Source organism: uncultured Alistipes sp. (assembly GCF_963931675.1).
Lineage (GTDB): Bacteria > Bacteroidota > Bacteroidia > Bacteroidales > Rikenellaceae > Alistipes.
Genome location: NZ_OZ007039.1, coordinates 2,425,630 through 2,451,219, shown reverse-complemented (window position 1 = coordinate 2,451,219; position 25,590 = coordinate 2,425,630). Strand labels below are relative to the sequence as shown.

Annotated in this window: 20 protein-coding genes, 1 tRNA gene and 1 pseudogene; 11 read left to right on the top strand and 11 right to left on the bottom strand. The window is 56.9% G+C overall.

Annotated elements, in window-relative coordinates:
- Window positions 1-50 precede the first annotated feature (50 nt).
- From ABGT65_RS10310 to ABGT65_RS10295, 4 genes are all read right to left on the bottom strand, one after another.
- Window positions 51-1,802 carry a pectate lyase gene (locus ABGT65_RS10310; RefSeq protein WP_346701923.1) on the bottom strand — a complete coding sequence of 584 codons (1,752 nt, stop codon included), beginning with the start codon at window positions 1,800-1,802 and terminating at the stop codon, window positions 51-53.
- A 29-nt stretch (window positions 1,803-1,831) separates the two neighbouring features.
- Window positions 1,832-3,526, bottom strand: a complete 1,695-nt coding sequence (locus tag ABGT65_RS10305; protein WP_346701922.1) for a glycoside hydrolase family 28 protein — start codon at window positions 3,524-3,526, stop codon at window positions 1,832-1,834.
- 102 nt (window positions 3,527-3,628) lie between these two features.
- The gene (locus ABGT65_RS10300; RefSeq protein ID WP_346701920.1) at window positions 3,629-4,804 is read right to left on the bottom strand and encodes a DUF4861 family protein; all 1,176 of its coding nucleotides are present in this window, start codon (window positions 4,802-4,804) and stop codon (window positions 3,629-3,631) included.
- 1 nt (window position 4,805) lies between these two features.
- A complete protein-coding gene (locus ABGT65_RS10295) occupies window positions 4,806-6,212 on the bottom strand; it encodes an acetylxylan esterase (protein ID WP_346701919.1) in 1,407 nt (468 codons plus the stop codon).
- Window positions 6,213-6,328: 116 nt separating this feature from the next.
- Between ABGT65_RS10295 and ABGT65_RS10290 the strand changes: the two genes are divergently transcribed.
- A tRNA-Ser gene (locus ABGT65_RS10290) sits at window positions 6,329-6,420 on the top strand.
- 262 nt (window positions 6,421-6,682) lie between these two features.
- On the opposite strand, the gene ABGT65_RS10285 is transcribed toward ABGT65_RS10290, so the two are convergent.
- Both ABGT65_RS10285 and ABGT65_RS10280 read right to left on the bottom strand, forming a co-directional pair.
- The gene (locus ABGT65_RS10285) at window positions 6,683-7,579 is read right to left on the bottom strand and encodes an AraC family transcriptional regulator (protein ID WP_346701917.1); all 897 of its coding nucleotides are present in this window, start codon (window positions 7,577-7,579) and stop codon (window positions 6,683-6,685) included.
- 8 nt (window positions 7,580-7,587) lie between these two features.
- Window positions 7,588-8,493, bottom strand: coding sequence for an AraC family transcriptional regulator (locus ABGT65_RS10280; protein ID WP_346701915.1), 906 nt, complete (start codon window positions 8,491-8,493; stop codon window positions 7,588-7,590).
- Window positions 8,494-9,073: 580 nt separating this feature from the next.
- Here ABGT65_RS10280 and ABGT65_RS10275 point away from each other — a divergent pair.
- The 7 genes from ABGT65_RS10275 (at window position 9,074) to ABGT65_RS10245 (ending at window position 16,281) form a co-directional block, all read left to right on the top strand.
- A complete protein-coding gene (locus ABGT65_RS10275) occupies window positions 9,074-9,613 on the top strand; it encodes a flavodoxin family protein (RefSeq protein ID WP_346701913.1) in 540 nt (179 codons plus the stop codon).
- Window positions 9,614-9,628: 15 nt separating this feature from the next.
- Complete coding sequence (locus ABGT65_RS10270; RefSeq protein ID WP_346701912.1) at window positions 9,629-10,207, top strand: DapH/DapD/GlmU-related protein; 579 nt, start codon at window positions 9,629-9,631, stop codon at window positions 10,205-10,207.
- 146 nt (window positions 10,208-10,353) lie between these two features.
- Window positions 10,354-11,775 (top strand): MATE family efflux transporter, encoded by a 1,422-nt coding sequence (locus tag ABGT65_RS10265; RefSeq protein ID WP_346701910.1) that lies wholly within the window; start codon window positions 10,354-10,356, stop codon window positions 11,773-11,775.
- A 128-nt stretch (window positions 11,776-11,903) separates the two neighbouring features.
- A complete protein-coding gene (locus ABGT65_RS10260; protein WP_346701908.1) occupies window positions 11,904-12,965 on the top strand; it encodes an alpha/beta hydrolase in 1,062 nt (353 codons plus the stop codon).
- 654 nt (window positions 12,966-13,619) lie between these two features.
- Window positions 13,620-14,201, top strand: a complete 582-nt coding sequence (locus ABGT65_RS10255; RefSeq protein ID WP_346701907.1) for a cyclophilin-like fold protein — start codon at window positions 13,620-13,622, stop codon at window positions 14,199-14,201.
- Window positions 14,202-14,214: 13 nt separating this feature from the next.
- The gene (locus tag ABGT65_RS10250; RefSeq protein ID WP_346701905.1) at window positions 14,215-15,081 is read left to right on the top strand and encodes a DUF3737 family protein; all 867 of its coding nucleotides are present in this window, start codon (window positions 14,215-14,217) and stop codon (window positions 15,079-15,081) included.
- Between the two features lie 9 nt (window positions 15,082-15,090).
- Window positions 15,091-16,281 carry a MalY/PatB family protein gene (locus ABGT65_RS10245; RefSeq protein ID WP_346701903.1) on the top strand — a complete coding sequence of 397 codons (1,191 nt, stop codon included), beginning with the start codon at window positions 15,091-15,093 and terminating at the stop codon, window positions 16,279-16,281.
- A gap of 75 nt (window positions 16,282-16,356) precedes the next feature.
- Here the strand turns inward: ABGT65_RS10245 and ABGT65_RS10240 are convergent.
- The 4 genes and pseudogenes from ABGT65_RS10240 to ABGT65_RS10225 all read right to left on the bottom strand — a co-directional run.
- Window positions 16,357-16,599, bottom strand: a pseudogene (locus ABGT65_RS10240) (sensor histidine kinase); the annotation flags it as partial.
- Between the two features lie 368 nt (window positions 16,600-16,967).
- Window positions 16,968-17,741, bottom strand: coding sequence for a DeoR/GlpR family DNA-binding transcription regulator (locus ABGT65_RS10235; protein ID WP_346700970.1), 774 nt, complete (start codon window positions 17,739-17,741; stop codon window positions 16,968-16,970).
- 347 nt (window positions 17,742-18,088) lie between these two features.
- Window positions 18,089-19,555: an MFS transporter gene (locus ABGT65_RS10230; protein ID WP_346701902.1), complete on the bottom strand. Its 1,467-nt coding sequence runs from the start codon at window positions 19,553-19,555 to the stop codon at window positions 18,089-18,091.
- A 100-nt stretch (window positions 19,556-19,655) separates the two neighbouring features.
- A complete protein-coding gene (locus tag ABGT65_RS10225; RefSeq protein WP_346701900.1) occupies window positions 19,656-20,996 on the bottom strand; it encodes a sn-glycerol-1-phosphate dehydrogenase in 1,341 nt (446 codons plus the stop codon).
- A gap of 429 nt (window positions 20,997-21,425) precedes the next feature.
- On the opposite strand from ABGT65_RS10225, the gene ABGT65_RS10220 reads away from it, so the two are divergent.
- The 3 genes from ABGT65_RS10220 to ABGT65_RS10210 all read left to right on the top strand — a co-directional run bounded on the left by ABGT65_RS10220 (window position 21,426) and on the right by ABGT65_RS10210 (window position 24,725).
- Window positions 21,426-22,322 (top strand): glycerophosphodiester phosphodiesterase family protein, encoded by an 897-nt coding sequence (locus tag ABGT65_RS10220; RefSeq protein WP_346701898.1) that lies wholly within the window; start codon window positions 21,426-21,428, stop codon window positions 22,320-22,322.
- A 21-nt stretch (window positions 22,323-22,343) separates the two neighbouring features.
- Window positions 22,344-23,234, top strand: coding sequence for an HAD-IIA family hydrolase (locus ABGT65_RS10215; protein WP_346701896.1), 891 nt, complete (start codon window positions 22,344-22,346; stop codon window positions 23,232-23,234).
- Window positions 23,235-23,435: 201 nt separating this feature from the next.
- Complete coding sequence (locus ABGT65_RS10210) at window positions 23,436-24,725, top strand: porin (RefSeq protein ID WP_346701894.1); 1,290 nt, start codon at window positions 23,436-23,438, stop codon at window positions 24,723-24,725.
- On the opposite strand, the gene ABGT65_RS10205 is transcribed toward ABGT65_RS10210, so the two are convergent.
- Window positions 24,720-25,214 (bottom strand): exonuclease domain-containing protein, encoded by a 495-nt coding sequence (locus ABGT65_RS10205; RefSeq protein ID WP_346701893.1) that lies wholly within the window; start codon window positions 25,212-25,214, stop codon window positions 24,720-24,722. The two genes, ABGT65_RS10210 and ABGT65_RS10205, sit on opposite strands and share 6 nt — an antisense overlap.
- Window positions 25,215-25,590: the final 376 nt, after the last annotated feature.

Genomic DNA, 25,590 nt, shown 5'->3' with positions numbered 1-25,590 from the left:
CAACGGGCCGGAAGCGGTCCGGGTTCCGCACCCGCCATCCGCAAAACATTCTATTTCAACTCCGTATAGGTTCCGTTCTTGACCTGTGCGGCGGTGATGTCGCGCACGAGATAGTGCAGGTAGACCTCCAGGTTCGTATAGAGCCCCTTCGGGTCGAGTGTTTTGGTCTTGCCGTCGGCAGGGTTGTCCTTGTCCAGTCCGAAGAGCTCCTCGTAGTAGTCGGGAATGCCGTCGCCGTCGCTGTCCGTCGACGCCCGGGCGATCTCCTCGTCGGTCGCCGTCAGCACCGGATAACCGTCCGAAGCCACCTCTCCGAAGGCCTGCGAGGCGGTCGTCGTATCCGACGGGCGGTCGATCACGCCGTTCTTGCTGCCGTTCGAGCCCTCCATCACGTTCGCCTTGCCGTTCTTCACGTCATCGGCCAGACGCTTGTCCACGGCGTCACGGCTCAACGAGGCCCCCGCATAGAGCAGCGTCAGTTCGAGGGCCTCGGCTGCCGCATGTTCCGTCACGCGGCAACTGCGTCCGTCAGCCGCAATGGCAAACGGCGTCGTCGGGTATCCCGCATCGCCCAGTCCGCTCTTCGAGGCGTTCTTCGTCGTGAAGCCCAGCGAGTTGTCCGCCGTCACGGCCGCACCCTTCGAGGCATCCGACACCGACGTGTCGAGCGTATTGTCCCGGTAGTAGACCTGCGTCGGGCCCGCATCGTAGGTCACGCCGCCCGTCGTATAGGCGCAGTCCACCTGGTAGAAATACTCGCGGCGGTGGCCCGTATCGGTTCCCTCCTTGCCGCTCGTACTGATCGTCTTCCCGAGGCCGTTGACCGAGGCCGGACCCCACTTGTAGTAGTTGCCCACGAAGTTGATGCGGGCACCCTCGCCGCCGTAGGCCGGGTAGTTGCAGAAGTTATAGACCACGTTGTTGCGGAAGTCGATCATCCGATCGTCGTTCGAGAAGCCGCTCGCGCCCGTATTCGTCCCGCTGACCCCGCTGATGAGGCCCGTAAAGTCATAGGCGTTCGGTTCGTCGAAACGCGGGTTGCGCGAGTCGTGGTGCGCCAGCAGGTTGTGGTGGAACGACGCCGGAGCCCCGCCCCAGATGCCGCCATAGCCGTGCGAACCCTTCGTGTGGCCCGAATTGTGGAGGCTCTCCCCCAGCAGGCACCACTGCATCGTAAAGTTCCGGTTCGCATAGAACGACGCGCATTCGTCGACACACCACGACATCGAGCAGTGGTCGAGGATGATATTCTGCTGGTAACGGCCCCAGATCGTATCGTCGCCGTCGCTCACGTTCGCATCCCCGAGCCGGAAGCGCAGGTAGCGGATGATCACGTTGTCGGCCTTGATCGTGACGGGGAAGTCACGCAGGCAAATGCCGTCGCCCGGAGCCGTCTGCCCGGCGATCGTCAGGTCGCCCTTCTTGATCTCCAACTCCTTGCTCAACGCGATGGTTCCCGCCACGTCAAAGACGATCGTCCGCGCGCCCGACTGCCCGACCGCATGGCGCAGCGTGCCCTCAGAGCCGTCATCCGTGAGTTTCGTCACATGATAGACCTTGCCGCCACGGCCGCCCGTCGTGTACATGCCGCCTCCCTCGGCCCCCGGGAAGGCCCGCACCACGCCGTCGTCCTCGTTGGCCAGCGGAAGCCCGAAGTCCACCACCGACGGAGTGCCCGTACCCGGAGTCTCGCCGCCGGTGCCGTTGTCCGTCGAATCGTCCGATGTCGTATCGCTGCTGCAACTCAAAAAGGCCATGAGCGCCAGCGCCGAAAGAAGCGTTCGCTTCGATGATGCATTCATAAGTATCGCTGTTTTATCGTTTGTTTTCGTTATTCGATCGTGACCTCCGGCTCCGAACCGTCCGACAGGCGGCTGTTCGCCGCCGTGATCCCCTCCGCATGGAGCTTGACGGCCCGGTTCCGGCTGCCCGTCACCGTCAAGGCCGTCGGAAGCCCCGCCGGGCAGGTGAACGACTCCGCCGTGAGGTTCCTCACGTTGTTGAGCTGCAGCGCCGGGCCCTCCTCCGGCACGATCTCCACGTTCCGGAGCACGACGTCCGTCGATTCGTTGATCTGGGCGCCCGTCTGCGCGTAGATGTGCGTATTCGCCACCGTGACCCGCTCGACGTTCATCTCCGGAAGCCCGTTGAAGAACATCGCACGGCGCGCGCCCCGGCACCAGACATTTTCGATATGGATATCCCGGAAGGCCGGGGTCGTCTCGTCCACCGGAAGGGCCGGAAGATCCGTCGACGCAGCTGTCGACGCGCCCTCGGCATGGACTTCCGAAGCCGATTTCCCGCCGTAGAACAGGTCGAAAAGCAGGGGCTCCTGGACGATGTTGCTCATCGCGATGTTTTCGATCCGGATATGCTCGACAACTCCCCCGCGGCCCCGCGTCGACTTGAAGCGAAGACCCACGTCCGTACCCGAAAATACACAATTGGAAACCAGTACGTTCCGCACACCGCCCGACATCTCGCTCCCCACGACGAACCCGCCGTGGCCGTGGAAGACGGCACAGTTGTCCACATAGATGTTCTCACACGGAATCCCCCGGTCGCGCCCCGCCTGGTCCTTGCCGCTCTTGATGCAGATGCCGTCGTCGCCCACGTCGAAACGCGAGCCCGTCAGCACCACGTTCTTACATGACTCGATGTCGATGCCGTCGCTGTTCTGCGCGTAATCCGGGCAGCGGACCGTGATGTCCCGAACGATCAGGTTCCGGCACATCGCCGGGTGGATGTTCCAGCAGGGCGAATTCTGGAACGTAACCCCTTCGAGCAGCACGTTCTCGCAGTGGTGGATCGAAACCATCACCGGACGCAGGAAATCTCGCATCCGCTCGAAATCCTCGCGCGTCTCCGCCCACGTCGAGACATTCTGGTCGGCGCCCGTCGTGGCACCGAACTTGTAACTCTCCGAAGGATACCACGTCCGCCCGTCGTCGGAGAGGACCCCGCCGCTCTTCACCTTCGCCTGCCATTCGCGGCCCGTGAGCTTGTCGCGCTTCACGGCCCGCCAGGCATCGCCGTTGCCGTCGATCACCCCCTCGCCCGTAATGGCGATCTCCTTCGCCCCCCGCGCCGAGATCGGAGACTGGCAGCGGTAGGTGTCGAGACCCTCGAAGGTCGTCTCGACAAGCGGGTAAAGCGACTTGTCGTCGCTGAAAACCACCACGGCATTCCGTTCGAGGTGCAGCTCGATCCGGTCCTTCAGCACGATCGGGCCCGTATACCAGACGCCCGCAGGAACCGTCACACGGCCCCCGCCCTGCTCCGTAAGCGAGGCAATCGCCGCAGCAAAGGCTTCGGTATTGAGCGTGTGGCCGTCACCGCGGCCGCCAAAGTCGGCGACACTCACCGTGCGTGAGGGGATCGCCGGGTCCGACAACGCCGGCATCCAGGAGGGAAGGGCCCCCATTCCGGAATCGGAGGCCGAAGAGCCGAAACATGAGACGGTCAACAACAGAACCGCCATTCCGGCCATGACTCGTTTCAGGTTCTTCAGAAGAGGTCGTTTCATTTCGTATCCGTAAATTTTCGCAGTTTCAGGTATACAAAAGTACGGCGACTCCTCCGTTCCGACCGGGATTTTTTGTCGCAAACGATGTATTTTTCGTCAAATCTATTTCAAACGCCGCACTTCCGCCTCCGGGGCCTCCGCGTCGAGGCGTTCCAGCATCCGTTCGGGGAACTCGCCGTCGGGGATCTCCTTCAGCCACGAACTCCGCCGCCACCACATGTCGAACACGTAGTCGATACGCCCCTCGGCGTCGGGCGCCAGCTGAAACAGGTAGCTCGTCCGGTCGTCGATGCGCGAGACGATCCGATCCGCCGGAACGGCGATCGACAGTCCGACCCGTTCGCGCTCCCACTTCAGCGTGTCGTTCTCCGGGAAGTCGCAACCCACGGCCGCAATCGCCGTCTCCGTGCGGCGCACCTCGTTTTCGGCCATCTTCATCACCCCGGTTGTGAAGAGCAGGCCCGAAAAGTCCCCCTCGATGCGGTTCTCGACCCGAACGTCGCTGTGGCCCGCATAGAGGATGTAGCGCGATGTCATCGCAATCTCACGGCCGCCGTAGCGCCAGCCCTCGACCCGCATCTCCACCACCGTACGCACGGGTCCCTTCGCCAGGATCCGGGCCTCCCGCCGGGCAAAGTCCGTGATGTGGGTCATCTTCCGCTTTTCGGCATCCCAGCCCTTGAGCGCCCCCACGCCCACCGAACCGAAGACCCGCAGGTTGTCGTAACCATAATCGGCGGCCATCTGTGCATCGCTCGGATACCACATCGTCCCGGCAAGCTCCAGACGCGGGAGTTTCTTGCCGTAGGTGTCGATCGTCTGTTTCTTGTCGAAGTAGATCCGGTAGGCCGCATACTCCGACTCGAAGGCCGGGCCGTGGTGGTGCAGCTTATGGTACATGTCGTCCTTCGTCGAGGAGACCGTATCCGCCGCCCGCAACGTCTTGTCCGGATTTTTCAGCCACATCTGCGCGTGGACCCGGTTCGGAAAGCGCGGCTCCGCCGGTTTCGACGAGTAGACAACCTCGAAATCCCGGCTGCCGCAAATGTCGGCCACAAAAGCCGCCTCTCCCAGCGGCCGGTCGAGCTGCGACGGAATCTCGGCACCCTCCGCCAGCACCCGAACACTCCGGGCCCACGTCGGAACATCGCGCAGAACAACCGGGCAGGAGGTTCTGTTTCCGGCCGTCGTCACCCGGTAGCGGGTTTTCAGGCTCCGGGCGGCCAGATCACCGCCCGTCAGGCACAAAAGCAGCAAAAGCAGGGAAAAGCGTCTCATATCATTTCAGTTTTTCGATGATCCGTTCCAGCTCTTCACGGCTCCGCAAGGCCCGCTCCGGGAGTTCGCTCCCGAAACTTTGCAGGGCCGATTCGGGAAGCAGCGTCACGCGGCTTTCATCCGCCTGCGCGATGTCGAGACCCAGGGTCTCGGCAAAGAAGGCGTAGACCGCCTGCCGTTTGTTCACGCCGTAGTCGTGGCGTTCGTCCGCGAAATGGACATTCCGCACCGCCGCCTCCGCCCCGTAGAAGCCCCAGATCCGCCGCAGGAAGGGGTATTCCAGCGTCGGGTAGGTCGAAGTCCAGTCGCCGCCGTCGCTGACGACCAGCGTCGGGCGCGGGGCCATTGCCGCGGCCAGCAGCTCCGGCATACAGCTCCCGCCGCCCGCCAGCGTCACCGGGCGCCCGCTCTCGCACGGGCAGCCCCCGTCGAAATGCGAAACCAGGTGCACGACCGGGGCCAGCGCCGCAAAACGATCGTCGAGCAGTGCCAGCTGCAGCGCATGCGTCGCACCGCCCGAACCGCCCGTCGCGGCCATACGCGTCGTATCGATGTCGCGGCGCGAGGCAACCATCCAGTCCGTCACGCGCTTTGACCACAGCGCCTGGAGTTGCATCGAGTAGTGTTGCGTATGCGCCTCACGCCCCACCTGGCGTTCCGAATCTCCCCAGCCGAAAATATCCATATCGACCGCCACGGCGCCCATGCGCGCGAAGGTCGCCATGCGCAGCTGCTGGTCCGGGCGGCAGCGGCCTCCCTCCCAGTGGCCCGCGGGCGAGACGATCAGCGGGTGCGGGCCCTTCGCAAGCGGGGCGTAGATCGTACCGCAGACGTAGAGTCCCGGAAGGGTTTCGAGGGCGTAGTTCTGCATCGTATAGCCGTCGTGGCGCACTTCACGCCCCAGTCGCACGTCGGGATCGGCAACAACGCCCCGCAGAAAGGGATCGAGCGCCAAAGCCTCGCGCGCCTCCGTCAGCAGGCATTCGCGCCGCCGCTCCCACGAGGCGCTGTCGGGGGCAAGCACCGCCAGCCACTGCAGCAGCAGCTCGCCGTCGGCCGGTGTACGGCGGTAGTATTCGTAAGGCTGCACCGTGATTCGGGTCTCTCCGTCGGGTGTCGTCCGGCGGTTCCACACCAGATCGGCGGGCCGGAGCAGGTTGTCCAACGTCTCGTCAAGCGAATAGGGCCGGATGCGGAAGGCTCCCCAGTTGACCTGAACCGTATCGGGATTGAAGCGCTTGCAGGTGATCCGCACGTCGAAGCGCCGTTCGGCTTCCTGCAAAAAAACGGTCAGCGGATGCGGGCGCATCGGATCGGAATCAGAAGATGCAGCAACCCATGCCGGAATCAGGCAGCAAAGGGCGAATAGGCATCGAAGAGGAATACGTGTCGGAAGTCGCAGCAGCATGAGAAGTCTCTTTTCATGCAAAAATAGGAATTTTCGACCGCATTTTTTTTGTATTTACCCAAAAAGATTCTATATTTGCACACCCTTTCGGACGGAACAGTCCGCGAAGCGTGCCCGGAGAGATGGGTGAGTGGCTGAAACCACCGGTTTGCTAAACCGACGTACGGGGCAACCCGTACCACGAGTTCGAATCTCGTTCTCTCCGCCAAGAGGGGGGGGGTAGCGTGAAAAACCTCCCGAATCCCTACAAACACCGGTTTGCAGGGATTTTTATTTTGTCAGAAATGCAGAAAAAGGCATCGAAAAGCGGGTTACCTGTGGCCTATTCGGTGTACTTTTTTCCGGGCCGAGAAAGTACACCGAAAGAAGATTAACTTGTGGCATCGGATAAAGTATGAAAATGCGGATAACAAGCATTTACAACCTACCAAATCTTATTTGCCCAGCTCTTGTTTGCAGGAAACATCGTCTTAATTCAACGAACGCTTGTACTTATTAGGTGCCGTATTTGTTACTTTTTTAAACAACAGGCTGAAATATTGCACATTAGGATAACCTAACTGTCGTGCTACAGCGGTTGGTGTACTCTCGGCTCCGAGCAGCATCCTTTTGGCCGCTTCAAGCCGTTTCATCTGGAAATATTCATCCAGCGTCTTACCTGTCTCAAATTTTAACAAATCGTTAAAATATGGAACTGACAATCCCAACTTCGGGGCGCAATATTCCGATGTGGGCAGTATGAAGTCGCGTAATTTGCCGGAAGCTATATAGTCATCAAGCAGGGTTTCCAACTCTTCAAGTACATTCTTGTTCCTATTCTCTCGTGTGATGAATTGTCGCTCGTAGAAACGGGTACAGTAGTCCAGCATCAGCTCGATGTGCCGCGAGAGAATGGTTGCGGTGTGCAAATCGATAGAATGGTGCAGTTCCTCTTCGATATTCTCAAGACAGCATGTAATGGTCGCTGTTTCCCGTTGCGACAGATGCAATGCCTCCCCCTTGCTGTAAGAAAAGAACGTGTAGTTTTTGATATGATTTTTCAGTGAAGTCCGATACAGCAAATCGGGATGAAATGCCAACAGCCATCCTTTATCAGGCAATACGCCCGCTTCACTCATGCGGAAAATCTCTCCGGGTTCAAGAAATACCATCGTGGCATTGGAGTAGTCGTAGTATTTACGCCCGCAGCAACAACAGCCATCGGAACACTCCTCAATGAGCAATACGGCATAAAACTCGAATTTTACGGCCTCCTGCTCCAGGTCCGGGTGTTCCAGATTGATGATGCTCGCCTGGGGATGCAGCGTCCTGCACCCCAAACGGCGGTTGCATTCGCACACGCTTTTTATGTCCAGTGTCTCTTTCATCTGCCCTTTCAGCCAACCATTTTCGCGCGGTATTCATTCGGCGTACATCCGACCCGCTTTTTGAACAAACGGCACAGATGCTGCGGATATTGGAACCCTAACGAATAAGCTATCTGGCTTACCGTATCTTGCGTACCGGCTATGCGGTCTTTCGCTATGTCAATGACTTTCGCATGGATATATTCCTGCGGTGTCTTGCCGGTTTCCTTTTTAAGCATGTCTCCGAAATAGTTGGGAGAGAGATACAATTTGTCCGCGAAGTATTTCACGGAAGGCAGTCCGTCACGCTCAATGGCTGGTCCCTCGAAATATTCGTCCAGCAGGGACTCGAAGCGGGTCAGCACATCCCGGTTGCTTTTGCTGCGCGTTATAAACTGGCGTTCGTAAAACCGCATACAGTAACCAAGCAGCAGTTCAATATAGGTCGCAATCAGGGTCTTGCTGTGTTTGTCTATGTCATGTTCCAGTTCTTTCCGGATGATTCTCAGGCAATCCAATATAATCGTCTGCTCCTCCTCGGACACGTGCAACGCTTCATTGACCTCGTACGAGAAGAAGGTGTAGTTCTTTATCGTTTTATTCAATGATGTGCCGCGAAGCAGGTCGGGATGGAAGATGATGCCGTACGCATTGGTCCGGATACGACCGACTGTCGGTGTCGTCTCAGCCGTTTGTCCGGGAGCGAAACAGACAATGGTTCCCTCTTCGTAATCGTACTTCTGGCGCCCGTACTTGATGTCGCACGCCTTTTCCAGTTTCAGATACAGGGCATACACCCCATAGTTGAGACGTATGGTCCCCACCGCGCGGGTTGCTTCATTGAGATTGACCACGCTGACCAACGGGTGCAGGGTCTCAAGACCGTATAAACGGTTGTATTGGTCTACACTGTCCAGGTTAAGTATCTTCTCCATAACCATATCCAATTCCCATCTATTCTGAACACAAAGGTAGAGGATTATACGGAGATTGCCATAACCCCAATTACAGATAATATAACCCCGACTACAGATTTATGCCGTTCTTTCCGAAAATCATGTAATTGGGGTTATAACATCTGTAATTCATCTACACGGTATTTCCAGGCATACGCTTACCTTTGCATCAAGATTCAGAAACTCTGAACCCGATAATATCAATAGAGAATGAAACGTATGTCAGCCATCATGATTGCAAGTTTGTCAGCGACGGGAACAACCGCCATTGCGCAGTCCGATCCGGTTCCGGAAAAAACGGTAACAAGCATGTGCCTTACGAGGAACGCACAGGTAATGAATCCGTAGTCCATTTCACACGTAACCTCAGTGCCGAAGGGGTGATCAAGGCGTATGAACAGGCAAGTGGTGACATCAAGGGACATGCAGGGGTAAAACTGCATACCGGGGAACAGAACGGAGCGAACATTATACCCCGTGAGCGTAAAGGCGCTGCTTGCCAAAGACCTTCCCGATGCCCATATCGTGGAGACAAACACCTAATAGAAACAGATAAACCATGCCAAAGAATATTCTGATTTTATCGTCCAGCCCCCGTCGTGGCGGCAATTCGGACACGCTTTGCGATGAGTTCATGCGCGGAGCGATAGAGAGTGGAAACCGTGTAGAGAAGATTTTTCTGCGTGACAAGAAGATACATCCCTGCATGGGGTGCAGTGTATGCAGCCAGTACAAAAAGCCATGCCCTCAGAAGGATGATGCGGCTGAAATCATAGAAAAGATGCTCGCGGCAAATGTCATCGTAATGGGTACACCGGTCTATTTCTATGCCATGAGTGCCCAGATGAAAATGATGATAGACCGTTGCTGCGGACCTTATACCGAAATGAAGGACAAGGAGTTTTATTTCATAGCTACGGCTGCCGAAGAGGATGAAACAATTATGGACCGCATCGTTGCCAATTTCATGGGATTCCTCGATTGCCTGGAAAATCCGACGGTGAAGGGTACGCTGTTTTGCGGTGGCGTATGGCACACGGGAGAAATCAAGGGAAGCCCGAAATTGCAGGAGGCATACGAAATGGGCAGACAGGCATAGGGGAAGAAGCGGATTATGACACTGGAAGATTTTCTGAATCATATCAAGGCCGGCGGTGCGCTCAATACACCGGAAATCTATCGGTTGATGGACGAAATGAGCGACCAGGCCCGGCGCATCACCTGCGAGATAAACAGCTCATACCATTCACAGGAGGAGTTGCGCGCACTCATGTCGCGCCTGACCGGCAAGCCCGTGGATGAGACATTCAAGATGTTTCCGCCGTTTTACACGGACTTCGGCAGGAATATCACCATCGGGCGCAATGTATTCATCAATGCCTGCTGCCATTTTCAGGACCACGGCGGTGTGACATTGGGCGACGGTTGTCTCATCGGCCACAACGTGGTTTTCGCCACGCTCAATCACGGCACGGCTCCCGAAGACCGTGGGGCGATGTATCCGGCTCCCATCCGTTTGGGCAGGAACGTGTGGGTCGGTTCGAACTCCACCATCCTGCGAGGTGTGACCGTGGGGGACAACGCCATTATCGCCGCCGGGTCGGTGGTGACGAAGGACGTGAAGGCCGACACGATTGCAGGAGGCGTACCGGCAAGGCATATCCGAAACATCGGCAAGGACGAGAAGCGATAGCCTATGGAAGTGGAATCAGGAACCAGCCATACGGCCATCCCCATCAGGCCATCCGAACGGTATTACTGTCAATTCGGACCATTGGAATGGATTTGGCGGATGTTCACTTACGGGAAGGTGTTCAAGCTCACCAAAGAACGGAACGGATGAGGACACAGGCCGGCAAAACAAACGCGCTGCTTGCGCTGATACGCGACGACAAACCGATGGCGCTGCGGCAACAGTTGCACCTGACCGTGCTGCTCAGTATTCCTGCTGTCATCGCACAACTGTCTTCCATTGTCATGCAGTATATCGATGCGGCGATGGTGGGACATCTCGGAGCCGAGGCTTCGGCCTCCATTGGGCTGGTATCGACGACCACATGGCTCTTTTGGGGGCTGTGTGTGGCGGCTGCCACCGGATTCTCCGTACAGGTGGCGCACAGAATCGGAGCGGGCGACATGCAGGGAGCGCGTAGCGTTTTGCGGCAGTCGCTGACCGCCACACTTGCTTTCAGCCTATTGTTAGCCGTGCTTGGTGCGGCAATCAGCGGCATGCTTCCCGGTTGGTTGGGAGGCGATGTCTCCATCCGCCGGGATGCGTCGCTCTACTTCCTTATCTTCTCGCTCTTCCTTCCTGCCTTGCAGATGAATTTCCTTGCAGGCGGCATGTTGCGCTGCAGCGGCAACATGCACGTGCCGAGTCTGGCAGGTGTGGCGATGTGCATACTGGATGTCGTCTTCAATTTTTTTCTGATTTTCCCTTCGCGCGAATGGCACGTGGCGGGAGTCTCTTTTACGATGCCTGGCGCCGGATTGGGGGTTGAAGGTGCGGCGTTGGGTACGGCCGCCGCCGAAGTGGTGGTTGCCGGGATATTGCTGCGGTATCTTTGGAGGCATTCCGATGAATTGAAGCTGGCGGGAGAACAAGGGAGTTTCCGCCCGACGGCGGCCACGTTGAAGAAGGCACTCCGTATCGGGCTTCCTATGGGTATAGAGCATATCGTCATTTGCGGTGCGCAAATCATGACAACGGTCATCGTGGCACCGTTGGGCGTCTTTGCCATTGCCGCCAACTCGTTTGCCATCACCGCCGAGAGCCTTTGTTATATGCCCGGCTACGGCATTGCCGATGCCGCCACGACACTGGTCGGGCAGAGTATCGGCGCCTGTCGCCGGAAACTGACCCGCAGTTTCGCCCGTATCACCGTATTTATGGGAATGGGCGTCATGGGATTCATGGGCGCACTCATGTACCTGTTCGCGCCCCAGATTATCGGCTTGATGACCCCTGTCGGGGAGATCCGGGAATTGGGCGTGATGGCCCTGCGTATCGAGGCGTTCGCCGAACCGATGTTTGCAGCCTCGATTGTGGCTTACGGTGTCTTCGTCGGGGCGGCGGACACGCTTGTTCCGTGCCTGATGAATTTCTTCAGTATCTGGGCTGTGCGTCTGTCATTGGCCGCGATGCTCGCTCCTACGTTGGGACTGAAAGGTGTATGGATTGCCATGTGCGTCGAGCTGTGTTTCAGGGGGCTGATTTTCCTGGTCCGCCTGAAGCAGGAACGTTGGATGAGAAACAGATAGAATACAGTCTGTAATTGGGGTTATACTATCTGTAATCCATCTACCGGCGTTCTCTGTAATCCGCTGTAATTTTGCATCGTGAAAAGGAAAGAAAACAAGAGATGACAAACATTGAATTTACAGCGATTATGAAACGTATAACAATTTTAACTGCCGTTTCCCTCTGCCTTTTCGGCCTGACGGAAAGCCCGGCACAGAACACTCAAAGCAGCAGAAATATGGAAGAACTGAAATTGACACAGGAATGGGACAAGACGTTCCCGAAGAGCGACAAGGTGAACCACAGCAAGGTGACCTTCGTCAACCGTTACGGCATCACGCTCGCCGCCGACCTGTATGTACCGAAAACGGCCGCCGGAGGGAAATGGCCGGCCATCGCTGTCAGCGGTCCGTTCGGGGCTGTAAAGGAGCAGGCGTCGGGACTGTATGCTCAAAGTCTTGCCGAACGGGGATTCCTGACGATTGCTTTCGATCCTTCGTTCACGGGCGAAAGCGGCGGCCAGCCCCGCAGCGTGGCTTCGCCGGACATCAATACCGAGGACTTCTCGGCTGCGGTGGATTACCTTGCGACACGTCCAGACGTGGATGCCGAGCGTATCGGAATAGTAGGTATTTGTGGCTGGGGCGGATTTGCCATCAATGCGGCTGCCAACGACACACGCATTAAGGCAACGGTAGCTTCCACGATGTACGACATCAGCCGCTGTTCAGCAAACGGTTATTTCGATGCCAACGACAATGCGGATGCACGCTATAAGATGCGCCGGGAACTCAACGCTCAGCGCACAGAAGACTACCGGACCGGAACATATCCCCGCACCGTGATGAATCCGGAACCGGCCAACGATGCCCCGCAGTTCATGAAGGATTATTACGACTATTACAAGACCGAACGAGGCTATCATCCCCGTTCCATCAATTCCGGTTTAGGTTGGAACAAGACCTCCAATCTCGCATTTCTCAACGCGCCTATCCTTGCCTATGCCGATGAAATCCGCAGTGCCGTATTGGTGGTTCATGGCGAGAAGGCCCATTCCCGCTACATGGGCGAGGACGCCTTCAAAAAGTTGAAAGGCGACAACAAACGACTGCTCATAGTTCCCGGTGCCGTGCATACGGACTTATATGACCGGACGGACATTATTCCGTTCGACAAACTGGAGGAATTTTTCAGAGAATACCTGAAATAGATGTAAATTCCTTCTTAAGAACTGGAATGAAAGCGATAGCACCTGCCCCACCATCATTGGAGTGGCAGGTGCTTTTTCATGCAATCTGTAATTGGGGTTATCTTCTCTGTAATTCATCTACCGGGTGATTTGCGGTTTCAACATAATTTTGCAGTGTAACAATAATCAGAAGAAGAAGTATTTGAAACAAGGATTACAAAATATGGGAAGAAGGACATTTTTAAGAAACAGTTTGCCGACTGCCGGCGGAGTATTGCTTGGAGGGTCGGCAATTTCCCGTTTTCTGAAAGACGGCAAAATGGAAGGGCCTCCCCGTCCCACGGCAATCGAGACAATATGTCGGGGCAACGGGAAAATGTCCTTGCACTGATGGGTGTCGGTTCGCGGCAGGGTAACACGGGCCCTCTGACCGATGCTTTATTCCCTTTTTGCCGCATGTGATACACCCGTGATGGCCTCGCCACTTTATTTTTGGACGATTACGGCGAGACTGAAATCTTTTACCGAACGTCTATATGCCATCTCCGTCGAGGACAAGTATCCTCAGAAAGTTGTACGGGGGGGGGAAATATGGCCCGTCAAATCGCACCTGAACACCTTGAGAAAGCCTATAAAACGGGACTGGAATCATAACTACTAAAAATAATGTGAAATATGAACAGGTATATGATTATCACGGCCTTAATGTTCATGACAGCCACATCCGTGCTGACTGCATGCGGTTCGGACGACGAACCTGTAATAGAGACACCAGTTACGCCTGTGCCTGATCCGGAAGAGCCGGGAGATGATGGCAATTCCGGAACCGGAAGCGGCAATAACGGGAATGGCAATGGGAATAATAACGAAAATAATGAAGGGGAAAACGAAATGAGCAAAAACATTACAGTCCGTGTGGGCGATCATAGCTTTCCTGTCACACTCGAGGAGAATGCCACGGCACGCGCTTTTGCCGCTTTGCTGCCTATGACGGTGACGATGAACGAAATGAACGGCAACGAAAAATACCATTATCTGTCGGAAAATCTGCCCACAGACAGCTACCGGCCCGGCACAATCCGTAATGGAGACCTGATGCTCTACGGCTCCAGCTGTGTTGTTCTCTTTTATGAAACCTTCTCGTCGTCTTACAGCTACACCCGTATAGGGCGGCTCGACAATCCGTCAGGGCTGGCTTCGGCTCTCGGAAGAGGCAATGTGGACGTGACTTTTGAAATCAACAAGACCGATAACTAAAATAATATTCTAAATGGAACTGATTAAAGACACTGAATTTGGGGGCGAGCGCCCCTTGTTCGAGTCCCATGACCTCCGTTTGGAGAACGTAGTGATCCGCGCCGGCGAATCGGCCATCAAAGAGTGCAGCAATATAGAAGCTGTAGATTGCCGTTTCGAGGGTAACTATCCCTTTTGGCATGTACACGGTTTCAAAATCGACCGTTGTTATTTCGATGTCGGAGGTCGCTCGGCCTTGTGGTACTCCGACCATCTGAAGATGACCGACACGATTATCGATGCGCCGAAAATGTTCCGCGAGATGAATGAAATCGACATCGAGAACGTTACGATGAACGATGCCGATGAAGTGTTCTGGCGCTGCAACGGCATCCGCATCAAGAACCTCAAACTGCACGGCGGCACCTATCCTTTCATGTTCAGCAACGACATTTATGTGGACGGACTGGAGAGCGACAGCAAGTATGTGTTCCAATATGTGAAGAACGTGGAAATCCATCGAGCCAAAATCACGACGAAAGATGCGTTCTGGGAAGTTGAGAATGTGACCGTCTACGACTCCGAACTCAACGGCGAGTACCTCGGCTGGCATTCGAAGAACCTGCGTCTGGTGAACTGCCATATCACCGGTGAGCAGCCGCTCTGCTACGCTCACGACCTTATACTGGAGAATTGCACCTTCGGACCGGACTGCGACCGTGCATTCGAGTACAGCACGTTGCAGGCCGATATTCGCGGAGCCATCACGAATATCAAGAACCCGATGTCGGGACGCATCGTGGCCGATGAGTACGGCTCCATCACCATAGACGAGAACATCAAGGCTCCAGCCGATTGTGAAATCCGTCTCCGGAACGAGCTTACCTGTTTCACCGATTAAGACGAAGGTATGAAATACGATTTCGATGAACAAATTTCGCGACGGGGAACCAATTCCTACAAATGGGACAGTGCCGAAAGCGAACATGTATTGCCGATGTGGGTGGCTGATATGGATTTCCGTACAGTTCCCGCCGTCGTCGAGGCTTTGCGCCGACGTGTGGAGCATGGCATTTTCGGTTATACCCGTGTGCCCGACAGCTATTATGAAGCTGTTACGGGTTGGTTCGCACGCCGTCACGGGTGGGCGATCGACCGTGAATGGATAATTTATACATCGGGCGTAGTCCCGGCCATCTCGGCGGTCATCAAGGCTCTGGGCGTACCGGGAGACAAAGTGTTGGTGCAGACTCCCGTCTATAACTGCTTCTTTTCGTCCATCCGCAACAACGGGTGTGAAATGGTTTCCTCACCATTGGTCTTTGCAGATAATACTTACGCGGTTGATTACGAAGACCTGGAGCGTAAGGCTGCCGACCCGAAAGTGAAAGTGATGTTGCTGTGCAATCCTCATAATCCAGCCGGGCGTGTGTGGAGACGTGAGGAACTGGTACGTATCGGTGAAATCTGTATCCGTCACGGCGTTACGGTTGTTTCGGATGAGATTCATTGCGAACTGGTTTTCCCGGGACATCGTTACACGCCGTTTGCCTCCATCTCAGAAGACTTTCTGCGACATTCCGTTACCTGCATATCTCCCAGCAAGGCATTCAATATAGCCGGATTGCAGATTGCGAACATCGTCTGCGCCGATGCCGACCGCCGCGCAAGAATCGACCGTGCCATCAATGACAATGAAGTATGCGATGTCAATCCATTCGGAGTAATTGCGACCCAAGCGGCTTATAACGAAGGAGAAGCGTGGCTGAACCAACTTGTCGAGTATCTGCACGCCAATTATCTCTATATGCGGGATTTCTGCCGTAAGCATTTGCCGGAGTTTCCTGTCACGGTATTGGAAGGAACCTATCTCGTATGGATGGATTGCCGCAAACTCGGCATATCTTCGGAGGAACTCGAACGGAGATTGGTATCCGAAGCCCGTTTGTGGCTCAATGCAGGAACGATGTATGGTGCGGAGGGCGAAGGATTCATGCGTTGGAATATCGCCTGCCCGCGTAATACGCTGACAGAAGGTTTGAAACGTTTTACCGGTTTTGCAGGAACAATCGCGGAAACCAAAACAGGAAATCTCCGGTAAGGAGGAAAGAACAAGACTAACTTCAACCCGTTGGCATTAAAACAGGTTATTAAATTTTACTCCTCTTTTTCAAGGTTAGACCGGAAGCGATACGGTGAACCGACAATCTTTCCCGATTTCGCTTCCGATCGAGATCGGGCCTCCGTGCGCCTCGAAAAAATCCTTCGAAATGGCCAGGCCCAATCCTCTGCCCTGAACTTTGGTGCCGGGAACCCGGAAATATCGCTCGAAGATACTCTTGTGGTAACGGGAGTCTATGCCGCGGCCGAAATCCTGCACGTAAACATCCACTCGCTTGTCATGTTGGACCGCCCCGATACAGACCGCCGCGGATCTCCTGGATCTGGGCGATGGAGGCCGAATCCGTCAGCGCATCGGTCTTTTGGGTCAGGGCGGACGTAACCTCCTTCTCATTCACCTCGGGAATGTTTTGCTGCTGATGGGCCAGACTGTTTATCAAAACGCCGCGCGACGTCAAGTCCTGCGAGAGGCGGTCCAGGCTCCCTTTCCGGCTTGGACATACAGGCGTAACGGGCCAGCCGTTTCTGCAACTCGGAGTTTTCGAAGCCCCGGCTCAACAGCGGCAGAATCCTATTGTTGCCCCCCTCGTGATATAGTCGAACGCTCCGTTTTTGATCGCCCGTCCGTCTGTCCGTCTGCTGTCCGCCGGACGGGCTGCGGAGCCTCTATTTGACGACGATCAGGTCCACACCGGCCTCTTCGAGCGCCGCGGACATCTGTTCGGAGACCCTGGCGTCGGTCACGATCACATCCACATCCTCCAGCGAACCGATACGCCCGAAGCCGCGCTGCCCGAATTTCGAGGAGTCGGCCAATACGATCGTCTTCGAGGCCGAAGCCATCATCCGGCGCGTCAACTGCGCCTCCTCGATGGTCGATGTGGTGATCCCGTGTTCGAGATCGATACCGTCGACCCCGAAGAAGAGTTTCGAACAGATGCAGTCCTCAAGCCCCCGGGCCGTTTCGCCGCCCAGGACCGAGAGGGATTTCTTGTGTATCGTACCGCCCAGCTGCACGACATTGACATTCTCGACATCGTTGAACAGAACCCCGAGCCGCAGGAACGGCGTCACGATGTTCAGGTGGTGCCACGGTCGCATCCGAATCTCCTCGGCAAAGGCATAAATCGTCGACCCCGAGGCCACGATCACCGAATCGCTGTCGTCCAGCAGCTCCACGGCTCGCCGAGCAATGGCTCGTTTGGCTTCGCGGTTGATGTTGTCCTTGACATGCACGTCCAGATCCGCCACATGCGGATTGGCCGGACGGGCACTCCCGTGTACTTTGTAGAGAAGTCCCTTGCTTTCGAGGATCTTCACATCCTTGCGGATGGTGACCTTCGTCACGCCCAGTTCATTGGCAATATCCGTAATGCGCACGAATCCGTGTGCATTCAGCGTGTCGAGAATGTATTTGTGCCGTTCGGCGATGCTCAACATGGTTCCGTCATTAAAAAGTGCAACAAAAGGTTGTCAAAGGCAAATATACGCAAAGGTGAGCGCAGAGGCAAACGAAAACGGAGTTTTCAGGTTTGACTGTGCCGAACCGCATCCTATGTTCTGTAAATATAGTGAAAGGTGAGCGCAGAGGCAAACGAAAACGGAGTTTTCAGGTTTGACTGTGCCGAACCGCATCCTATGTTCTGTAAATATAGTGAAAGGTGAGCGCAGAGGCAAACGAAAACGGAGTTTTCAGGTTTGACTGTGCCGAACCGCATCCTATGTTCTGTAAATATAAAATCAGCGGCATAAATCGCAGCCTTCCCGCTCTGCGCTCTGCGGAAGGGCTACCGGTCTCCGGACTCCGTGGCGTAGCCGTCGGCCCGGGCATCCCACATCAGCAGGAAAATCACCATGCCGATCAGTGCCATGCCGAGAATCCCCACATAGGCCCAGCTCCACCCGTAGTGCTGGGCTACGAATCCCAGTCCCACGCCCGAAACGAGCGTCGAGGCATAGCCGAACAGTCCGGTCAGGCCGTTGGCTGTTGCGGCGGCCTTTTTCGTGGCTTGGTTGGCCGCGGCGATTCCGATGAGGGCCTGCGGGCCGTAGATGCAGAACCCGGCGGCGCAGAGCGTGGCGAAGAGCAGCCAGATCGGGGCATCGGACGGCAGACGCCAGAAGAGGAAGACGAAGAGGGCCGCTCCGGCCATGCAGAAGACGCAGGTCCGGTGAGCTCGTCCCTTCAGCCAGCGGTCCGTGGCCCAGCCGGCGAAGAGCATTCCGAGAATTCCGGCGATCTCGAACATCGCAACGAGCCACCCGGCGTGTGCCATGCTGACCCCTTTAGACTGGCTCAGCAGCGAAGGCCCCCAGTCCAGCACAGAGAAACGCACGACGTAGACGAAGAAGTTCGCCGCGCCAAGGATCCAGATCAACGGATTGCGGAAGACATGCTTCATCAGGAAGGCCTTGTATTCGACCCCCTTGCGGTCGACGGTCCCCTGCGCGGAGCCGTTGTCGACTTCGGTGCCTTCGAGTTCGGGCAGGCCGACCGACGTCGGGGTGTCACGCAGGAAGGCCACCAGTCCGATGGCCCCGGCAAAGGCAATGGCCGAAGGGACCCAGAAACACCACCGCCAGGCCCCGGAGTGTGCGGCAAAACTCATTACCGTGGCCATCCCTTCGGAATCCGAACTCTCGATCCCCAGATTGGCCGCAATCCGTGCCACGGCTTCAGGATCGGCCGAGAGGTTCTGACCGAGGTGCCCCATGATGTAGCCGCAGAGGATCACCACGAGACCCGCCCCGATGGAGTGCGAGGTGTTCCAGAGCGACATCTTCGTGGCCAGCTCCTTCGGCGGGATCCAGTGGGTCAGCAGCCGGGCGCAGGGCGGGAATCCCGAACCCTGCAGCAGCCCGTTCACCACCCACATGATCCCCATGAAGAGGATCATCGTATTGGTGAAGCGGTCGCCGGTCTCCTCTCCGGTGATCCAGGTGGAGATATCCTCGCCGAATCCGAAGGCGAAGTTGGCCAGGGCGCAGAGCGCCAGTCCGATAGCCATGTACCAGCGGGCGTTCATGCGGTCGGCCAGGATGCCGTTCACGAAACGCGAGACGCCGTAGATGATGCCGTTGAGTGTCAGGAAGATGCCGAGGCTGACCTTCGAGATGCCCAAATCGGCCTCCAGACCGGGCATCGCCAGCGAGAAGTTCTTGCGCACGAAGTAGAAGAGCGCATATCCGACCATCGTGGCGAGGATCGTGCGCATTTGCCAGCGTTTGAAACGTTTGTTCTGTTCGGGTGTCATCTGAGTGATAATAGTTGCTGTTCCGGATTACAAAGGTAGACCGTTCGTGTGAAAAAACGGCTGCAAAACGGCTAAAAAAAACGCTGCGGCCGCAAATCCGTCAGTGGATGCTCCAAATACATCCCGGACCGAAGAGCCGTTCGAGCCAACCCTCCATCCATCCGCAGCGGAAGGCGACGTCGACAACCGAGTAGCGGCTCCGCATGTAGGGGATTTTCCGGAACGCTTCGAGGAAGCGCGCCCGGGAGACCCCGATCTGCTCCGGTTCATAGGGCGCTCCGACGAGCTGCAGCCGCCGCTGCACCTCCTCGAAGGGGATGATCTGGCGCCGGATGCGCTCCCGCAGTTCGGGCCACGCCGCTTTCAGGCGCGACAGCTCTTCGCGCAGCCCCTCCTTGCCGACGTATTTGTCGCGCGTCTCCTTCAACGCCCGGGCCACGAGTTCGGTGTCGTTGCCGAACAGGGCCCGGATGTCGGATTCGGTCTCGGGCCAGGATCGCCATGCCTCGACGCAACGCTCGATGTCGAGCTGCTCGACGGGTGTCTCCAGCAGCATCTCGAAAAAGGCCGTGGAGGCCAGCGTCCCGATGCCGACCTTGAAGCCGTGGGAGACCGAAGCGCCGTTGTAGCGCAGGTGCTCCATGTCCCAGAGGTGGCTGAACTGGTGCTCGGCCCCCGAAGCGGGGCGGCTCGACTGTACGGCCTGCATGGCAAAACCGCTCAGTATCAACCCTTCGGCCAGCTGCCCGACCTTCGTGACATCCCCGGCATGAACCCCGGCGGGATCGGACAGCGCCTCCGGAAGGTCGTCCTGGACGAGCGGAAAGGCAAACCGGTCGATCGGATCCGACCCCACGGCGTCGGCCAGCATCCAGTCGGCTCCGGCGGGGATCTTGGCGATCAGGTCGGCATATCCCGACGCGGAGAGCTCCGCGGGGGCTGCGGCCGCAATCGACGGGTCGAACAACATGCCGAGCGGCGCCGGGCAGTCGAACGTCTGTTTGTTTCCGTCCCTGGTGATCGAGGCGCCGTAGGCAGTGTAGCCGTCCATCGAGGCGGCGGTCCCGACGATCAGGTAGCGGCGGCCGTTGTGGTGGGACGAGAGCTTGGTCAGGTCGTTGATGACCCCCGAGCCGACGGCGACGGGGATGGCATCCGTCCCGGCCAGGAGGGCGTCAAGTTCCTCGATGAAGCGCCATTCGGCGTAAAGCGACGGGTCGGTGAGCAGGCAGGGGGCATCCTGGGGGATGCCGGCCTCTTCGAGAAGGCGGTGCACCTCCTCGCCGGCCACACGCCACGTATTGGGGTCGGCAATGACTACGGCCCGGTTCCCGGGGAAGAGTTGCGTAAAGAGTTCCGACACGCGGGGAAGTGTCCCGACGCCGAATATCACGGCCCGGGTATCGGTTGTCCGCGTCAAAGCGCTTTCAATTTTATCCATGATGAGTTGTTTTGGGTTACCTAAATATTATAGGGGAGCAGGACGCGGGGTTCTGATTCCCGAAGTTTCGTATTTGCGCGGCGTCTGTGCGGCATCTTGCGGCAGGCGCTTCAAGCAGGACAAAAATAAACACAAATTTTCTTTTTTGCAAATAAAAGAAAGCAAAAATAGCCAATTGGAAATAAAAGGAAAAACGAAACGCATCTTTGAAAATAAAAATTTCGGGAGGGTCTTTTGTTTGTAAAATATTGTTTTACAGTTAATTGATTTATCATATCACTTTCCCGTTTGTTTTGAAATGGAAATTTCATAGACTAAAAGTTGTCAAAAAGAAAATTAAAACATAAATTTGAGAACCGAAACAGAACTTGTTTCCCGGAAACAGCACCGTTTTTACAGGTTATTCAGAAAAACTCAAAAAATACCGCCATGAACAAACAACTGCTTTCCCTGCTCGGAGCCATCGCTTTGCTGGGTGTCTCCTGCTCGGAGACTCCCGTATCAGCCGACGCGCCTCATTACATCAGCATCGAAAAACGTGCCGATCTCCACGCCTGGTTCCGCTATTCGCCGACCCGCCCGATCGTGATCAGCGGGCACCGCGGCGGCATGATCTCGGGCTATCCCGAAAACTGCATCGAATCCTTCGAGAAGACCCTGACGATGATGCCGTCGTTCTTCGAGATCGACCCGCGCCTGACCCGCGACAGCGTGATTGTCCTGATGCACGACGCCACGATCGACCGCACGACCAACGGCTCCGGACGGGTCGCGGACTACACCCTGGCCGAGCTGCAGCAGTTCCGCCTCAAGGACCGCGACGGAAACCTGACCGAGTTCCGGATCCCGACCCTCGAAGAGGCCATTCGCTGGAGCCAGGGCAAGACGATCCTCAACCTCGACATCAAGGATGTCCCGCTGGAGTTCATGTCCGAATTCATCAACCGCCTGGCCCCGGCCAATGTCATGTATACGGTCCGCAATGCCCGACAGGCGCGGCTGCTGCTCGACCGGGATCCCGATGCCATGTTCTCGGCCTGGTGCAAGAACCTCTCCGAATACCGCGCCTATCAAGAGGCGGAAATCCCTGCCTCGCAGATGATGGCCTACGTCGGCACGATGATGCTCGCGGATCAGCAGCCTCTTTACGATTCGCTGCACCGGCAGGGCGTCATGTGCATGATCTCCGTGGCTCCGACCCACGACCGCCGCGCTGCGGAGGCTCAGAAACGGGGCGGTTACGAACTCGAACTCGGATCCGGCTGCGATGTCATCGAGACCGACTACCCCTATCTGTTCCTGGGACTGAACACCGAACGCCGCTGACCTTTGCTATTCGACCGGACAATGGAGCGTTTTTGTCGTTACCGCTCGATTTGGGAGCGTGAAGAGCTGCTGCGGCACCTGTCGCGGATCCGCCATGTCGCCCTCGACATGGACGGCACAATCTACATGGGTTCGGAGCTGTTTCCCTGGACCCGTTCTTTCCTGGCCGGGCTCCGGAAGGCGGGGATCGGCTACTCCTTCCTGACGAACAACCCATCGAAATCGATTGCCGACTACCTGTCGAAACTCGCCGATCTGGGGATTCAGGCCACACGCGAGGAGATGTATACCACGACGCTGGCGACGATCGACTACCTGCGGAGCCGCTATCCGGAGGCCCGGCGGCTGTTTCTGCTCGGAACGCCCTCGATGATTTCGGAATTCGAGGCGGCGGGGTACGTCTCGACGGCAGATTCGGCCGACGATGTTCCGGATGCCGTGGTCGTGGCTTTCGACATGACACTCACATACAGCCGTCTGTGCCGGGCCGCCTGGTGGGTCCGGCAGGGGCTTCCCTACCTGGCGACCAATCCCGACCGGGTTTGCCCGACGAATCTGCCGACGGTGCTGGTGGATTGCGGCTCGATCTGCTCCGCGATCGAACACGCCACGGGGCGCAGGCCCGACATTACGTTGGGAAAGCCCGATCCGAACATGCTTTCGGGGATTCTCCGGCGCCACGGGCTGCGTGCCGAAGAGATTGCGATGGCGGGCGACCGCATCTATACCGACATCGAGATGGCGCACAATGCGGGGGCGCTGGGGGTGTTGGTGTTGTCGGGAGAGACGACGCTCGACGTGGCCGACCGGGCTCCGCGGCAGCCGGAACTGATAGCCGAACACATCGGCATCCTGGGCGAACTGCTGCAGGAGGCTCGGGAACATCCCATTCGACACGACATTATCCCTTGAAAAACGAAGTGTCAACCCGGAAAACGGACTGACAGAACATCCGCCACACTCCACAAACCGGTCGTTTTTTACAACCGGACACTCACGATTTCAAATTCATTTCAGATTCCGGGGCCACCTTTGCACCGACACCCCGGAACCCTGCACATTTTTTGCTGCATCCCATCCGGCCCAGATTGCTTACAAACAGAAAGACCGAACATGAAAAAAAACGCTCTCCTGCTGCTCGCATCCTTCGGAATCGGATGCTGCCTGAACAACTCCGCTTTGGCACAACAAACCGGGAAACACGCGGATAAAAACCCCGCAACACCGATTATCGAGGCCGATTCCACCGGAGAACTCCTCGCCCAACTCCGCAACATGCCCAATATCGAGGTCGGAAAAGGTATCACATTCCGCCCAAAAAACAACTGGTTCGAACTCACGCTCCGGTTCCGGATGCAGAACCTTCTGGCCCTTTCCTTCGACGACAGGTTCTCTCACACCAAAACCGACGCCCGGGTCAAACGGCTCCGGCTGCGGTTCGACGGCTATGTCTACACCCCGAAACTCGTCTACTCCATTCAGCTGGGATTCACAGGACACGACGCCGAGCCCCTTCCAAACGGCAACATGAACATCGTCCGCGATGCCATCGTCTACTACGTCCCAAGCCCCAAATGGAACATCGGATTCGGACAGACCAAGATCAAGGCAAACCGCGCCCGGATCAACTCGTCGAGCGCCCTGCAGTTCGTCGACCGAAGCATCGTCAACAGCGAATTCAACCTCGACCGCGACTTCGGATTCTTCGGCGAGTACAACCTCGACCGCACCGAAGGATTCGACCTCGCATTCAAGGGCTCCGTAACCCTCGGTGAAGGCCGCAACTGGGGATCGGCAGACAACGGAGGGCTCGCATACACCGGACGCCTGGAACTCTATCCCCTGGGGCACTTCTCGGCAAAGGGCGATGTGATCGAGGGTGATTTTGCCGGCGAAAAACGGCCCAAAATCCTCCTGGCCGGAGCCTACGCCTACAACCACAAAGCTTCACGACTCAGCGGTCAGCGCGGAAACGTCATGCCCGACAACTCCACCCGGAATATCGGTTCCTACTTCGTGGACTTCATCCTCAAATACCGCGGATTCGCATTCTACACCGACTTCATGGGACGCACCTGCGCCGACCCCCGCTTCGGGGCCGGAAACTCCGACTTCGTATACACCGGATGCGGGCTCAATGTCCAGACCAGCTATCTCTTCGACAAGAAATGGGAAATCGCCCTGCGCAACTCCACACTCTTTCCCGAGCGCGAAATCCACCCGCTGACCGGTTACAAACGGCGCAATCAATCCACGCTGGGCATTACACGCTACATCATCGGGCATTCGCTCAAGGTCCAGGCCGACTTTTCCTACCATTTCTACGATCGGGTGGCCCACGCCGCAGGCAAACTCCCCGGCGACGGATGGGAATTCAGATTCCAGGTGGAGTTGGGACTATAGGATTTTAAGCGCAATACGCGCGCAGGCCTCGGCATCGGCCAGCGCATGGTGGTGGTGTTCGAGGTCGAAGCCGCAGGCCGCCGAAACGGTATGCAGCTGGTGGTTGGGAAGCCGCCGCCCGAAAACCCGACGCGAGGCCCGACACGTACAATAGAACGTATAGCCGGGATAAGGCATCCCGTAGAGCGCAAACACCGCACGCAGGCACCCTTCGTCGAAGGGCGAATTATGCGCAACAAGCGGAAGCCCCTCGATGCGCGGCGCCACCTCGCGCCACACCTCCGAAAAATCCGGAGCCGCGGCCGTATCCTCATAGGTCAAACCGTGGATGGCCGTCGTGAAACGGCTGTAATAGTTCGGGCGCGGCCGGATCAGGCTGTAAAACGTATCGCACACCTCACCGCCGCGCACCACAACAACACCCACCGAACAAACGCTCGAACGTTGGCCGTTGGCCGTTTCGAAATCTATGGCTGCAAAATCCTTCATGGCGTGCGATATTTTGTGTTGCAAAGATAGGGATTTCCGCGGAAAAGCGGAAATCCACCCGGCTAAGAGGCGGGTTCTATGGGCGATGGAGTGAGTGAATGGTTCCCGAAGCAGTTCTGCGCTTCGACGATTCTGGATTCCCGCTTTCGTGGGAATGACTGGCAAGAATGTCATTCCCCGCTTGACGGGGAATCCACCCGCCTCTTAGGCGGGCGCTTTTTGTGTCGGCAAAAAGCGCCGCAAAAACCGACCGGCACGACGAAAAAACCGGCAAGACGCGGCCTAACATTGGCGCCGGGCGACTATTCGCGGGTTTGCAAGCAAACCGTCCCCGGCGCTCGCATTTTTAGTCCGCATCTTTCTTTTCGTTTTTTTC